Annotated in this window: 18 protein-coding genes; 9 read left to right on the top strand and 9 right to left on the bottom strand. The window is 36.1% G+C overall.

Annotation, left to right across the window (positions count from 1 at the left end):
- Window positions 1–757, bottom strand: a 757-nt coding sequence (locus tag MW688_RS13735; protein ID WP_486736579.1) for a M10 family metallopeptidase C-terminal domain-containing protein, incomplete at its 3' end; no start/stop codon positions are given.
- 162 nt (window positions 758–919) lie between these two features.
- Window positions 920–1678: a hypothetical protein gene (locus MW688_RS13730; RefSeq protein ID WP_486736578.1), complete on the bottom strand. Its 759-nt coding sequence runs from the start codon at window positions 1676–1678 to the stop codon at window positions 920–922.
- Between the two features lie 311 nt (window positions 1679–1989).
- Between MW688_RS13730 and MW688_RS13725 the strand changes: the two genes are divergently transcribed.
- Window positions 1990–2511: a DUF4330 domain-containing protein gene (locus MW688_RS13725; RefSeq protein ID WP_486736580.1), complete on the top strand. Its 522-nt coding sequence runs from the start codon at window positions 1990–1992 to the stop codon at window positions 2509–2511.
- 4 nt (window positions 2512–2515) lie between these two features.
- A complete protein-coding gene (gene ndhN, locus MW688_RS13720; protein WP_486736577.1) occupies window positions 2516–2989 on the top strand; it encodes an NAD(P)H-quinone oxidoreductase subunit N in 474 nt (157 codons plus the stop codon).
- 53 nt (window positions 2990–3042) lie between these two features.
- Here ndhN and MW688_RS13715 read toward each other — a convergent pair whose 3' ends face one another.
- Window positions 3043–3939, bottom strand: coding sequence for a DMT family transporter (locus tag MW688_RS13715; protein WP_486736576.1), 897 nt, complete (start codon window positions 3937–3939; stop codon window positions 3043–3045).
- Window positions 3940–4115: 176 nt separating this feature from the next.
- Here MW688_RS13715 and MW688_RS13710 point away from each other — a divergent pair, with 176 nt between their 5' ends.
- Window positions 4116–4295: a hypothetical protein gene (locus tag MW688_RS13710; protein WP_486736575.1), complete on the top strand. Its 180-nt coding sequence runs from the start codon at window positions 4116–4118 to the stop codon at window positions 4293–4295.
- Window positions 4296–4464: 169 nt separating this feature from the next.
- Here MW688_RS13710 and pyrR read toward each other — a convergent pair whose 3' ends face one another.
- The 4 genes from pyrR to MW688_RS13690 all read right to left on the bottom strand — a co-directional run bounded on the left by pyrR (window position 4465) and on the right by MW688_RS13690 (window position 7992).
- Window positions 4465–5001, bottom strand: a complete 537-nt coding sequence (gene pyrR / locus MW688_RS13705; protein WP_486736574.1) for a bifunctional pyr operon transcriptional regulator/uracil phosphoribosyltransferase PyrR — start codon at window positions 4999–5001, stop codon at window positions 4465–4467.
- 18 nt (window positions 5002–5019) lie between these two features.
- Window positions 5020–5745 (bottom strand): Stp1/IreP family PP2C-type Ser/Thr phosphatase, encoded by a 726-nt coding sequence (locus tag MW688_RS13700; protein ID WP_486736573.1) that lies wholly within the window; start codon window positions 5743–5745, stop codon window positions 5020–5022.
- A 17-nt stretch (window positions 5746–5762) separates the two neighbouring features.
- Window positions 5763–7493, bottom strand: coding sequence for an ABC1 kinase family protein (locus MW688_RS13695; RefSeq protein WP_486736572.1), 1731 nt, complete (start codon window positions 7491–7493; stop codon window positions 5763–5765).
- Between the two features lie 157 nt (window positions 7494–7650).
- Window positions 7651–7992 carry a DUF6825 family protein gene (locus MW688_RS13690; RefSeq protein WP_486736571.1) on the bottom strand — a complete coding sequence of 114 codons (342 nt, stop codon included), beginning with the start codon at window positions 7990–7992 and terminating at the stop codon, window positions 7651–7653.
- A 228-nt stretch (window positions 7993–8220) separates the two neighbouring features.
- Here MW688_RS13690 and MW688_RS13685 point away from each other — a divergent pair, with 228 nt between their 5' ends.
- Window positions 8221–8388, top strand: coding sequence for a hypothetical protein (locus MW688_RS13685; RefSeq protein WP_486736570.1), 168 nt, complete (start codon window positions 8221–8223; stop codon window positions 8386–8388).
- A 52-nt stretch (window positions 8389–8440) separates the two neighbouring features.
- On the opposite strand, the gene MW688_RS13680 is transcribed toward MW688_RS13685, so the two are convergent.
- Window positions 8441–9301 (bottom strand): tetratricopeptide repeat protein, encoded by an 861-nt coding sequence (locus tag MW688_RS13680; protein WP_486736569.1) that lies wholly within the window; start codon window positions 9299–9301, stop codon window positions 8441–8443.
- A gap of 125 nt (window positions 9302–9426) precedes the next feature.
- Between MW688_RS13680 and MW688_RS13675 the strand changes: the two genes are divergently transcribed.
- Genes MW688_RS13675 through MW688_RS13660 form a run of 4 tightly spaced genes read left to right on the top strand, consistent with a single transcriptional unit; the run spans window position 9427 to window position 11617 of the window.
- On the top strand, window positions 9427–9744 hold the full coding sequence (locus tag MW688_RS13675) for a 2Fe-2S iron-sulfur cluster-binding protein (protein WP_486736568.1): 318 nt from the start codon (window positions 9427–9429) through the stop codon (window positions 9742–9744).
- Window positions 9745–9780: 36 nt separating this feature from the next.
- Window positions 9781–9966, top strand: coding sequence for a hypothetical protein (locus tag MW688_RS13670; RefSeq protein ID WP_486736567.1), 186 nt, complete (start codon window positions 9781–9783; stop codon window positions 9964–9966).
- A 2-nt stretch (window positions 9967–9968) separates the two neighbouring features.
- Entirely contained in the window at window positions 9969–11030 is a 1062-nt protein-coding gene (locus MW688_RS13665; RefSeq protein ID WP_486736566.1) for a DUF3326 domain-containing protein, read from the top strand.
- Entirely contained in the window at window positions 11027–11617 is a 591-nt protein-coding gene (locus MW688_RS13660) for a CPBP family intramembrane glutamic endopeptidase (protein ID WP_486736565.1), read from the top strand. Before MW688_RS13665 ends, MW688_RS13660 begins: the two co-directional genes overlap by 4 nt.
- A gap of 528 nt (window positions 11618–12145) precedes the next feature.
- On the opposite strand, the gene MW688_RS13655 is transcribed toward MW688_RS13660, so the two are convergent.
- Window positions 12146–13114: a glycosyltransferase family 10 domain-containing protein gene (locus MW688_RS13655; RefSeq protein WP_486736564.1), complete on the bottom strand. Its 969-nt coding sequence runs from the start codon at window positions 13112–13114 to the stop codon at window positions 12146–12148.
- A 290-nt stretch (window positions 13115–13404) separates the two neighbouring features.
- Between MW688_RS13655 and MW688_RS13650 the strand changes: the two genes are divergently transcribed.
- Window positions 13405–13680, top strand: coding sequence for a hypothetical protein (locus tag MW688_RS13650; protein ID WP_486736563.1), 276 nt, complete (start codon window positions 13405–13407; stop codon window positions 13678–13680).
- Window positions 13681–14127 lie beyond the last annotated feature (447 nt).

Genomic DNA, 14127 nt, shown 5'->3' with positions numbered 1-14127 from the left:
TCGTTTCTACTTCATAATTTAAACTTTCTCCTGCTTTTAATTTTAGTTGTAAAGTTCCGTTATTATCTATTATCTCGAAGCGATTATCACTAACAGTTACTATATTGTTATTAAATTGAGCTTCCGTATCAATATCTACAACTGATATATTACCAATAATTCCACCACTAATATTTTCTTCAATACTCTGATTATCTAATTCTATATCTGTGGGTGGCTGATTAACATTTTCTGAATCACTAAACTGTAACTCAACTATCTTACGACTTCGCCCTATGCCTAAACCATCCCTGTCTACTAATACATCTGCCCCACCTTGATAATAATCAAAACTGATATAACCTTCCTCAACGGCATTTAATCCCTGATAACCAATACTCGTTAGAAGGGCTCGCACATCTAAACTGTCTTCGCTTGGGTTAAAATCAGTGATTAGATCAATGGCATCTCTAATATTGTTGTAAACAAAAATATCGGCACCTGCCCCACCTGTTATCTCATCTTGACCAAAACCCCCAATAATTAAATCATCTTCTGGTGTCCCGAAAATTATATCTCTATTTCTAGTGCCATTAATTTGATTATATCCTGATGCGTCAATGTCATTTGAGATTAGAGCAATTTCTGGATTGACTTGATTAGTAGTTAGTAGATTACTTGTCGCTAAACCATAACCATTATTATTCTCTAAAAGATTATCAGGGGATAAACTCGCTAAATCATCATTATTGTTAGTTAAAATAGGAAAATATGTCATTGTTTTACTCAATAATTCATATATCTAGTAATGATTAAAAGCATTACTAGTTTGTTTATTTTTAAAATTAACTACACTAGAGTGTAGTTTTAAGCTACATTTTTCTAGGGCAAGATGTAATCCATGGTCATCTAATCTAGATAAAATAGTCTAAAACTCTGATTACTTGTCTAAAATCCTACAATTTTTGGTATTTTTTGAAGTAAACTTCAAACACAAGCCTACAAGTACTGCAAGACCGATTATGTTACTTGATTCGGGAGTTGGTTGAGGTTGATTCTGTCGGTTAATGGTTAGATTTTCTACTGATAAAGCTGATGAAATTAAAAAATCATCTATATCCACTACTCCAAAACCTAGAGACACAGTACCAGTTTGGGTAAATTGCTGATTATAACTTTGTAAGCCTGTTTCTTGGTCAAACAAACTAGAATCTAAGGTAGCATCACCTACATCAGCTAGTATATCAACCTGGTCATCCAGGACAATAAAAGCATAATCATTTAATAAACCTCTACCATTTGTAGTGAGAATATCGGCAGTTTCATTAGTTAAAAATCTATAGTCAAAACTGAGAGTATCTCCTGCTTCAACATCAATACTAGTGCTGATTACCGATGAACCTTCTAAAGCGTCTCCTCCTAAATCTAAACTACCAGGTGGTAGTCCAAAAAAATTCTCTAAATCCCCGAAACTATTATCAATTGCTGGATTACCCGAGAAATTGAATGTTCCTGATGGCACACTGAGACCGATATCATCATCTAAATCAGCATCGGTGGATAACTGAAATGTAGCTGAATCTACTAAATTCACGTCTCCCACCATTGTCCAATTGAGACTAATTGCTTGTACTGGTAAAGTTACTGGGATAGTTGATAGTGTTCCTAATAGTATTGTTAATATTCTTTGTTTACTCAAAGTCTCACATTGGCTCTTGTGTAGCATAAAGTACGGTTCGGTATTATTTTGAACTATTTTGAAAAAAATTATAGCTTAAAAATAGCCATTTGAATAAAAATTTATTTTTTTTTATTTCATCAAAAACCATAGGCGATCGCCTTTTTACTCATCTCTAACAAAACCCTCAATAATTAAATCATCTTCTGCTGTGCCGAAACTAATTTTTATTTCAACTAAAGCTATGTATATTACTTCCTGCTTTTTATCTGATTATAGTAAAGTAAAAAAATTGTGCTAACCTATACGATAAGATTAACCAATTGAATCAAATGATTATTGATCGCCAAGGACGTTTATTCGGAAAAATTAGCATTCTTGACTTAGCCGCAGCAGCAGTAATCTTATTAGTGTTAATAGGCATCTTTGTTATTCCTGGACCAACTGGTTCAGTGGCTCAAATTGGCGGCAATCAAACTATAGAAGTAGAAGTACTAGTACGTGGTTTAGGAGTTAACAATATAGAAAAACTGATGCAAGAATTTACAGAAAATCCCCAGGCAAATTTGATTATCCGTAGTCAACCTGCCGGACAAGTTAAGATTGAATCCGCACGAGAATTAGAGAGAACAGTAAGTGTCCCTCAACCGGATGGTACAGTCATAGCATTACCAGATCCCCGGCCAGAAATAGCAATAATTCGGGACTTATTAATTAGCTTGGTTGGTGAAGGCAAAATTGCTAATGATGGAGTTGTCTTAGGGCAGCAAAAAGTAAAAATAGGTACAGGAATAGAGTTAGATGGTAATAGCTATAATTTTAACGGTACAGTAATAGAAGTAAGACCACAGTAAAAATATGCCACTAATTACCACCGGAAAATCATTTATTCGTAATTTAGAAGAAACAAAAGCCTTAGCTGTTTATGCACCGTTAGAAGGAGGCTTTGAAGGTCGCTACCAAAGACGTTTACGCACTAATGGCTATATAACTTTATCGATAACTGCTAGAGGTTTAGGAGATATCGGCGCCTATTTAATGGGAATACATGGGGTGCGACCACCTCATTTAGGGAAAAAAAATATCGCTCAAGATGCAGCCGTAGGACCTGTATACTATGTGCCGGGGATAGTTAGTAATCAATTAGCTAGTTTACCCCCTAAGTCCAAAGGCATAGCCCTATGGATTCTTGAAGGGTACGTACTTTCACGCACAGAAATACAGTATTTAATTGATTTAACTAATATTGAACCACGTTTGAAAATTGTGGTAGAAATGGGAGGAGAGCGTTATTTCCGTTGGCAATCTCTGAGTGAATTATTACAAAGCTAGTTTTTAACTTGGGCAGAGATTTTTTCTGCTCAAATTTGGCTCTCTGTTCATATCTATTCCTTACCGTTAAGTTCTGAATGTATTAACAGTGTAAACAGATTATTGGCGATCGCTATTCCCAATAAAATTAATCCACATCCCAAGAGCATGGAGATAGTAATAGATTCTCCCAGAATCATGGCACCCCAAAGCATAGAAAATAAAGGAATTAAATAAGTAACAGTTAAGGTTTTAGTAACACCAATATTATTAAGTAGCCGAAAATAAATAAGATAAGCTAAAGTAGTAGAAAAAAAAGCTAGACCAATTACTGATAAAATCACTACTACTGTTGGATTTGCTTCTGGGGTGGTAAAAGGCATTAAAGGTAATAATAACATAGCCCCACTTAGTTGACTAATGGTACTAACAGCTAAAGGAGGTACGTCAGATAAATATTTTTTTAGATAAGGAGCAACTATGGCGTACATTAAAGCCGCTGACAATCCTGCTAAAATTGCAGGCATAAAAACATCTGTTGACCCTATAATTCTTCCACTAACTAAAACAATTACTCCGATAAAACCTAAAATAAACCCAGTAATTTTCTGGGCTGACAACTTTTCTTGAAACCAAATTGAGGTAATTAAGAGAGCAAATAAAGGGGTAGTTGAATTTAAGATAGAGGTAAATCCTGCGGGTAAAAATAGAGAGGCAAAAGCAAATAATAAAAAGGGAAGGGCAAAATTAAAACAACCAATAATAGTTAGTAAAATTAGATTGTTTTTTAAATAACGTCCTAAGCCTAATCTCAGAAAAATTGGCAGCAAAAATAAACCCGCTAATAACAACCTCATTTCAATTAACCAAACAGGTCCTAATACTGGTGCCGCAATGCGCATAAATAAAAAAGAGCCGCCCCATAAAGCACCTAGTAGTAAAAGTTCAGCTACTCTCAAAAAACTTATCATAATTTTCAAACTTCAAAATCTTAATTTTTAATAAAAATTTCCCTAAAAATAAAATGAAGCTATACCTATCCTAAGAAAGATTAGGAATAAAACTTACTTTATTGTACAATAAAGTAAAAATTAATTAATTAGTATTTTTTAAGTTTAAACAAATGTTTTGAGAGGGAGTAAAATTCATGTTATTTAAACGTTTTTTCACATTAATTCTGAGTTTATTGTTTTATTGGTTATCTTGGTCAGGAGTAACCCTAGCCCTACCTGCTAACTTTTCCAATTCAGTAGACATTGCCCCCCGAGTCAGTGAATTTCTCTCTTCTTTACCAGAAAATAGCTATTATGCCATCAAAAAGAAGTAGATATATCCTGCAATTATACAAGAAGAACTCAAGTGCGATCGCCTTGTGAGATCATGTCCCTTTAATTAGTTATGATCAAGTTCTACCTTCATACCTTCTTCTTTTCTTTCAGCATAGCTGCCTCGGTGCCTCACAAAGATTTCAAGACTTAACGCTAAGGCATAGCTGTTCATATAGCTTTGATTAACTCTACTGCATCTCGTCCATCTACTTCATCTAGATAAACTTTTACTTTTTCTTCTGTAGCAGTGGGCAACATTTTTCCAGTAAAATCTGGATGAATTGGGACTTCTCGATGTCCTCTATCTACTAATACCAACAGACGAATTAAACTAGGACGTCCATATTCTGTTACTGCATTTAGTGCAGCTCGAATTGTACGCCCTTTGTAAATTACGTCATCTACTAATATTACGGTTTTGTGAGTTAAATCAAAGGGGATTTCGGTTTTTGCGGGAGTACGCAGGGAAATTTTATCTAAATCATCTCTATAGAAGGTAATATCTAATGCTCCTACAGATACTTCTACCTGTTCTAAAATTTTGATTTGATTAGCTAATAAATGAGCTAAAGGGACACCTCTCGTATATATACCTAGTAAAACTAGATTAGAGAGGTCCCCAGATTTTTCAATTACTTCAGAAGCTAGGCGAGTTAGAGTCCGGCGCAATTCCTCCGCCGAGAGAATTTCGATCACTTTGTCCATGACTTAATTGTCCATGATTTAATCTGTAGACACAACAACAACCGTGATATTGTCACTTCCTCCTAGTTCTTTGGCGGCACTGACTAGCTTTTCCGTTGCCTGTTGGGGATTTTCGCTCTCATCGAGAAGTTTTTCGATTAACTCGTCAGGCACTTCTTCGGTTAAGCCATCACTACACAACAGATAGCGATCGCCGCTTTCGCTTTCTATATTTTGTATCTCTATATGATACAGTTCTTGCCGACCTAAACACTGAGACAAAACATGACGCCAGGGATGTTTTTTAGCTTCTTCCTTGGTTAAATCCCCAATTTTTATAGCTCTTCCCACCCAGGTATGGTCATCTGTCAACTGCTGTAGGCTTTGATTGCGCAAGCGATAGAGGCGAGAATCTCCCACATGAGCTATCCAGGTTTTTTCTTGGCGAAATAGGAGCATCACCACGGTGGTTCCCATTTCACCACGTTCAGGATGGAGGGATTGATCCTTTAAGATACTGATATTAGCTATGGTAATAGCTTCTTCTAATAGTTTTTCGGTATCTTCCTCTTTTTCCCAGTTTTCCTCAAGATATTCTCTAATTGCGTTGATAGCGATCGCACTTGCTTCTTGACCGCCTGCGTGTCCTCCCATCCCGTCTGCCACAATAAAGAAGCGACTTTTAGACTCATCCACATAGTAATTATCTTGATTAACTGAGCGAACCATTCCGGTATCTGAAAGTCCGTCAAAGCAAAATTTCATAATCTAATCTACCATCATCAGAACATACGATCTAAGCGGTCAATTCGTCTTAGTAGACGAAATAAATGGAGAGCTATAGCCAAAGCGATTAAAATTGCGCCTATGCCTATTTTTATGTATCCATTAACCATTAAAATAGTAGCACATATAAAGAAACCACTCATCACCACAGCATAGTTATTACTGATTTGAATCATACTCAAGCGACGTATTAAACGGTCTGATTCTTGAGATTTGACTCTGACTAATATGTCTCCCCGCTCTAACTTTTCTATTGTATCCTCTATTTTGCGTGGTAAACCTAAAGCTGTGCTACTTACTTGTGCTGCTTGTCTTCCCAATTCGTCAAAAATAGTGTTACTTAGACCCTTTCCATTGTTACCTTCATTACTAGTGATTAACTCCATTGCAAAGGGTTGAGCTACTTCCATAAAATTAAACTGAGGATCTAATCCTTTGCCTACTCCTTCTAGGGTAGAAAAAGCTCTCATCACAAAGGTAAAAGTTGCTGGAAACCTAAAAGGTTGATCATAAGCTATTTCATAAAGATCTTCACTTATAGAATCTACTGATTGATTCTCAAAGGGTTGATCCATGAAATTATCTAGCATATACTGCACTGAGCGTCTTACTGGTCCCATATCTCCTATTGGTGCTAAAGCCCCTAAGTCTATCAGTGAGCGTACCACTCTATCAGCATTTTTTTCGGCTATGCCAAACAGAGTTTGCATCAGTTTTTCCCTTACATTGGTTTTTATTTGTCCCATCATTCCAAAATCGTAGAAAATCAGGGCCCCATTCGTACTTACTGCTAGATTTCCCGGGTGGGGATCTGCGTGGAAAAATCCATCATTTAGTAGTTGCTGTAAGTAAGCTTCTGCCCCTAGTCTCGCTAGTCTACTTCTGTCTAAACCTGCCGCTTCTAACGCTTCATAGTGACTAATTTTTATTCCCGGCATATATTCTAGTGTTAACACTCGTCTTGCTGTATAACGCCAATATACCTTTGGTACTTTCACCCACTCTTTATTACGAAAGTTACGACGAAAAGTATCTGCGTTGCGCCCTTCGTTGAGGTAGTCAGTTTCCTCCCAGAGGATGCGACAGCATTCTTCATATATCCCTAGCCAATCTCTCCCTTTGCCCCAGCGTGGATGACTTTGGAAGTATTGAGCAATCTTTTTCAGGATAGCTAAATCAATTGTGAATAGTTTTTGTAGACCGGGGCGCTGAATTTTTACTACTACTTCTTGACCGTTGTGTAGTTTAGCTTTATGAACTTGCCCTAAACTAGCTGCCGCTAGGGGAATTGGGTCGAAGCTGGCAAATAGTTTGTTTATTGGTTTTCCTAAATCTTCTTGAATAATTCCACTTGCTTGTTCATAACTAAATGCTGGCACTTGGTCTTGTAGCTTTGACAACTCTTCTACATATTCTATCGGGAATAAGTCAGCTCTTGTAGAAAATAATTGACCTACTTTAATAAAAGTTGGTCCTAATTCTAATAAACTTTTTCTAATCCATACTGCTTGTACTTTGCGACGAGCTGCTAGTTTTTCTTCACTATAGCCGCCTACGGCAAAATAACTCCATTTTTTGCCGTTTCTCCACAGTTTGAATAAGAGACTTAAAACAAATATCCAGATATCAAAACGACGACGATTGCGAGAGTAGTTTTCTTGATTCCAGCGATAAGTATTTTTTCCCCTTTCTGGTCGTGTAATTAATTGAGAAGATGGGGAATTCATAGACTTCGATGTAACAGTTTTGTTAAAGTTTTCAGAAAAAGCAGACACTTTATTTCAATTAAATGGCTTTGTATTTATTATCAATTGGCTATAGTTTAGCAGTAGCTTGATTGAGTTAGCTTGATTGAGTTAGCTTGATTGAGTTAGCTTGATTGAGTTAGCTTGATTGATCAGAATATATTTTCAAATCTGCCCTCAAACGAGCTATTTCTGCTCTCAATTCATCGATCATTTCTTGTCTATCTTGGGGTGATTGTGACCTACTAGTTGTTCTAGTTGTGGAAGTTGTCGAGCTATCTTCTACAACCCCTTGGTTATATAGTTCTCTATCTGCTTTGGCTATCACTTCATTAGTGAATTGACGCAGTTTTTCTCTTTGTTCGGCATCGAATTTACCAACTTCACTGAGAGTTTGGTTGATACTGTCTTCTACTTTCTCACTTATAGTTTCTGCTAGGGCTTTGCCTAGGAAAAAGGCTTTAATTACAGGATTACTCATACAACTAAATTTTTTAATTTAATGTTTCTCTTTCATTATGACAATAAATGAGCAATTAGGCTTTAACTTCTTTTTTATCTTCTCACTCTCTCCCCATGTTAAGAAAGTTAACTAAACTTTAAACTTAATTAAGATTTTCCCTCAATCCTAGGGGATGACTCAATTGTAAGTGCTAAGTTAGAACTTACCTCAAATCATTTTACAGTTTAATTAAAAAACTTTAATCAGATGAAAACAGAAAAAGATCTTTTCGGCGCAGGTTTAACTGCTGCTTTGGGTGCTGGTGTTGTGACTTCCTTTGCCGTCAGTTGTGGTCAAAATCCTCTTACTGCTTTATCAATCACCATTTTTGCGGCAGTTGTCGCGGTAATTTTCCATCAAGCTGACTTAATTTAAATACGTAACTCAAGTCAACGCACATCAACCAGCCTAGTAGATGTGCGTATTTTTATGAGATCATCCCTAAAAAAATTACTAAAATAATCAACATAATTGATAAACTAGCTAACAAATAAGCTCTAGTTCTGAGATTTACCAGTTTACTAGATATTGGACTTTCTAATCTTGGGGATGATTGGGTATAGTTTTCTAATAATTGGTGATAGGTGTCATTGCTTTGTAAATGATTACTTGTTCCAGTGAATAGACCTGGGGTAATATCTTGTTTACCGTTGCGTAAATCTTGAATATATTTAAGTTTGCTCATAACTAAATAGTTATGAGGTTCAAATTGCAGGGATTGACTATAAGCAGCTTCTGCCGCTTCTAATTCACGTATCTCTAACAAAGTTGAACCTTTTCCCGTTAAGGCTTTAGCTAGGTCATATTTACTTATATGAGGACCTAATTCCTTAATCTCTTCGTAGAGTTTTAAAGCTTCCGAGTATTTCTGTAAACCAAACAAGGCTTGGGCTTGTTCAAAGTTAAATTTAGGGTTAGTTGGTTCTAGTTGGCGTCCTTTTTCAAGATATTCTATGGCTTGTTCATATTGTTTCGTTTTGATTTTTAAAAAGCCTAGAAAATAGTAAGCGCGAGGATAAGCCGATTTAATCCAAATAACTGCTTGATTTTGGCCTTGTTTCTTTTTCCAACTACAATATTGGTTATATTCCTGTTGATTCCAAAATTTAACTACCAAACTACCATTTTCTTGATATCTATAGAGATATTCTTGCGGGGTGTTGTCAATGACTTTTTCCAGTAAAGATTCTGCTTTTTTATAATTGTCAACATAAATGGCTTTGGCCGCAAGATCTACAAGTTCTGCGTCTCTTGCTTCTGAGTTAGCTTCTTTGTTTGTACTAAACATGGTTGAGACAAGGGAGTTGGGCCTAGTATATACTCTAGTATAGCAAAATTTATTAGTAAAAAATATGGTCAAACAGCGGGAATTTCTGGCAAGATAATAATGAAAAATAATGATATGGTTGACCTATGAGTAATACCTACACTGTTCAAATTCAACATCAGGGTCAAGAACAGACAATCGAAGTTTCAGAAGCACAAACAGTATTAGATGCAGCTCAAAATGCTGGGATAGATTTACCAAGCTCTTGTCTTGCGGGAGTTTGTACTACTTGTGCTGGTTTAGTTAAATCAGGAACAGTAGAGCAAACTGAGGGGATGGGTTTATCTCCAGAATTGCAAAAACAAGGTTACGCATTGTTGTGTGTATCTTACCCTAGATCTGATTTGGTTGTAGAATCAGAAAAAGAAGATATGGTATATGAGAAACAATTTGGTAGCTCATAAAAAAAAGCAACTTATCCAACAAGTAGAAAAGTAAAGATGACAACTCATTTTATTGAAGCAGAAATTGAACTGCAAGAAGATACTCAAGCCTTACAAAAAGCTATAGAAACAGAATTGTCAACAAAAGGGGAAACTCTACGCTGGGCAATTACTGAAGTAGATGAGGAAAAGCAAAAAGTTCAGGTAGAAGCAATTGTGACTAATTCTTCAACAGGACCATAACTGTGGAAAATCCCTATACAGTTGTACTTATAGTTCCGACGGGGATTGGGGCATCTATAGGTGGTTACGCAGGAGATGCGATGCCAGTGGCCAGGGCGATCGCCAAAATCAGCGATCGCCTAATCACTCATCCCAATGTACTCAATGGAGCACAACTATATTGGTCAGAGCCGAAAATACTCTATGTAGAAGGTTATGCTTTAGACCAATTTGCCCTAGGGAATTGGGGATTACAACCAGTGAGACAAAATACCATTGGTTTGATTTTAGACCAAGCTATAGAACCAGAACTGAGGTTACGGCATCTCCAGGCAGCAGACGCAGTCAGGGCGAGTTTAGGCATAGAAATTAAGGATTACCTGTTAACCGATGCTCCCCTAGAAGTAGAAGTGCGGATAGCTGCCTCGGGGGCTAGTTGGGGTACAATTGGCAACCCTGATAGTCTGTTGAGGGCTACAGAAAAGTTAATCAAGCAGGGAAATGTAGAGGCTATAGCAGTAGTGGCACGCTTCCCAGAAGAAGATTCAGAAGCTTTAGAAAATTATCGCCAAGGAGTGGGAGTAGATGCTATAGCTGGTGCTGAAGCAGTAATTTCCCATCTGATAGTGCGTAATTTTGGTATACCTGCCGCCCATGCACCAGCTTTACAACCTTTGCCTGTAGAGCCGAAACTATCTCCCCGGGCGGCAGCAGAAGAACTGGGATACACATTTTTACCCTGTGTGTTGGTGGGATTGAGTCGCGCACCCAGATTAATTCTTCAGCAGCCAAGTTTTCTTCCTGGGGTAATTTCCTCTCAACAGGTAGATGCCCTGGTTGTACCTGCTGATGCCTGTGGAAGTGCCGCAGTTCTCGGTTTAAGTCAACAAAAGACCAAAATTATCGCCGTGAGAGAAAACCAAACTCAGATGAAAGTTTCTCCCGAATCTTTGGGAATTGAAGCAATTACAGTAGAATCATATATAGAAGCTTTAGGAGTAATTGCAGCGGACCGCGCTGGAGTATCCTTAGAAGCCTTACGTCCTCATCTTCAGTCATTAAATCGAAATCAACAACTATTGTGAATAATTCCAATAACTCTGAATTACAACCCCTAACTCGTATTCAAATTTTAGTTATTATGGGCTTAACTGCCCTAACTCTGTTAATTATAGCTAAATTATGGCAAAAACTAGGCTCTATCGACCTGTTAAATTGGCAGTTAACTAGAGAAGCTCTACTCTGGGGTTTAGCTACTTCTGGGATAATTATTGTTACTAGTAGTTTAATTTATTATCTTTGGCCAGCTTATCGTCATAGCGCTGATAATTATTTAGAGTTAGTGCTGAAACCTCTAGTCTGGTCAGATTTGATTTGGTTAGGTTTGTTACCAGGTTTGAGTGAGGAGTTGTTATTCCGTGGTGTGATTCTGCCAGCTTTTGGCTTCAACTTGGGGGCTTTAATTCTCTCTAGTTGTATTTTTGGTATTTTACACCTAAGTGGTGCCGAACAGTGGCCTTATGCAGTTTGGGCTACTTTTGTGGGCTTTTTATTAGGATACACTGCTCTTCTTACCAATAATCTCGCTGTACCAATTATCGCCCATATTATTACTAATTTTCTCTCTGGTTTCTTATGGAAGTTGAGGCAAAGTTTTAGTTCTTCTTCGTGACGGATATTTAGTCCCGACTCTCCTTTTTGTAATTGGTTTAAGCTTACTCGAAGCAGAGATTGGAAATCACATCCCCAATCTTCTATAAAAGTTAAACTTTTTTGAGTTATAGCAGTAGTTCGTGTTAACAATATTTAAATAAATGATCCCCCCAACCCCCCTTACCAAGGGGGGCTTTATAAGCAACTCACCAAACCCTTGTATAGCAGGGAGCACGGGAGCAGGGAGCAGGGAGCAGGGAGAGGGGTTTTAAGTAAAATTACTGAATTTGCTGATTAACTGTATATGGTAAAAAAGGATGAATAAGCCTAATTTTGCTCTAAATTTTCTAAAACTGGTTTTCCGAAATTTTCTAACTTCAACGAGTTTTTGAACCTTGAAAAGTTCAAAATTGGAAATTTTACCAATTATTTTAAAAGTATTTTCTGGCAAATTTAGTCAAAATAAACTGTATATGCTCAAAAAATCTCGCTGCTACTTGAAAAGTAACATTCAGATAAAGATGCAAGATCTGAATATCGCCTACTTTTATGTAAAAATAGTTTTAAAAATATTTAAATAATATTCTAACTTCAAATATTTAGATAATTGATTATTATACAGACAAGGCTGCTCTAAATAAGCTTTATAGAGTGAATAATCTTGATCAACCTCTTGAATATGCTTAATCACCTCTTCTGGACTACTATAGTCATGGAAATTAATAAAGCTTTTGGGGTTAAAATCTCTATACACTAGGGGATTGCCTCTATATATGGGAATAACCCCTGCTAAAAAAGCATCTACTATTTTTTCTGTAGTATAGCCTCTTCCTTCTGAGTTTTCAAATACTAAAGCAAATTTATAGTTTTGAAAAAACCTCATTTTCTCAAAATGTGCCTCTCTAGTACCTCGAAAGTTTGATTTTGGAGATACTATTTGTCCCCCCATATTATTTAAATGACGTCCCCCAGAATCTACTTTTTTATATTTGCACAACTCTTGAAAGAAATCATCTCTATAGGGGTGTGAACTAGAAACAAGATAGCTACAAAATCCTTTTTTTTGCCAATCTTTGAGTTGATTTTGAATCCGGTAGTTACTATTTATTAAGTCATAAACAGAAATTTCATACCTCATCAAACGAATAAAGTAATAAGGCACTCGAAAATGATGAGGATCTGTGATATCATCTTCGTAGCAAAAAGACAAAGCATAATCGCATTTGCTCATATCTGGACGAATATTTTCCCCAGTATAAAATATTTTAACAGCATCAGTATTGATAGTAGGAGTTTCAAATATTAGCCGTTTTTCTTTACCTACAAAACAAGAAAAAATAACATAGTCTGGATTGCTGGATATTTCAAAATTATAATATGGCAGTAAGAATTTTAAAATACTACTTGGTTGAAAGCCATTCCAAAAGTTAAGAAATTGTATTTTAACAGTCTTTTTGGGTAAAACTTTAAAATCGGTTAATTGAATTTTTTCTATAATTCTATTAATTAAATTCATATATGTATGACTTTTCCGTACTTGTGGTAATCAACAAAACTTATCTATTTCTAACATTTGATAGAGACTAAATGTTTAAAATATCAATAAAATTAATAATTATATAATACTAGTTCATGTGAGGGTTGAGTTTTGAAGTAATAAGTAATGAGTAATGAGTAAAAGAATTGATGTTAAACCCCTAGGATACAAAGATTATAGAGAATTAACCATAAAGAACATTTTTCCTTAAAAATTAGTACATAAGTTCTGGTGGAAGATATGAGATCACGGCAGGTTTAGTTGGCTTATTGAATTTAATATTCTTAATCGGTCTTCCCCTGTATCTGTGGTTAATAGGACCTTGGAAGTTAGCTTATGGAGTTCCGGCGATCGCCATGGCTTTCCTTTGTCTACCTCTTATCTCTACCACTTTGACGCTAATTTTACTTATAACCACCTTTTTTACCTGGATACAGGGTTATTGGCAGCTCGGTAAGCGACTACATTATTCTTTAGTTAGTTTAGCATCTCTATTGTTTATTCCTTTTTTAATCTATTGGAATTTACTCGGTTTTCAATTCTAAATATGAAGTTTTGTATCAAATATTAGCTAGAAGAAAAAATAGTGTTATTCTATGAATAGAAGCAGAAAAAAAGTTTCTGCTGGCAGATAAAACAGGTAGTTTAAATCAAAAGTAAAGAGGTAAGTACGCTGTTTAAATCAATTTCTGTCTCGTTAAAACAAAATAGCAGCAACCCAGTTAGAACTTATATTTCCTAAGATAGTAACAAGGAAGAGAAAAAACTAAAAGTTGATTTTAGTTTAACTTCAAAAAGATTAGTTAAAAAAGGAAATACCTAGGTAAAAAACAAGTTGGTTGCTGCTATTTACATATATAGAAATTATTAAGAAAGTAATTAAGCTACATTTGCTATTCCTTCCAGATATTATATCTTGCCTCAGAAGGGCGCAAGCCTTGCCTCAGAAGGGCGCAAGCCTTGCCTCAGAAGGGCGCAAGCCTTGCCTCAGA

The organism is Johannesbaptistia floridana (assembly GCF_057440575.1).
This window is presented reverse-complemented; position numbering and strand designations above follow the sequence as displayed.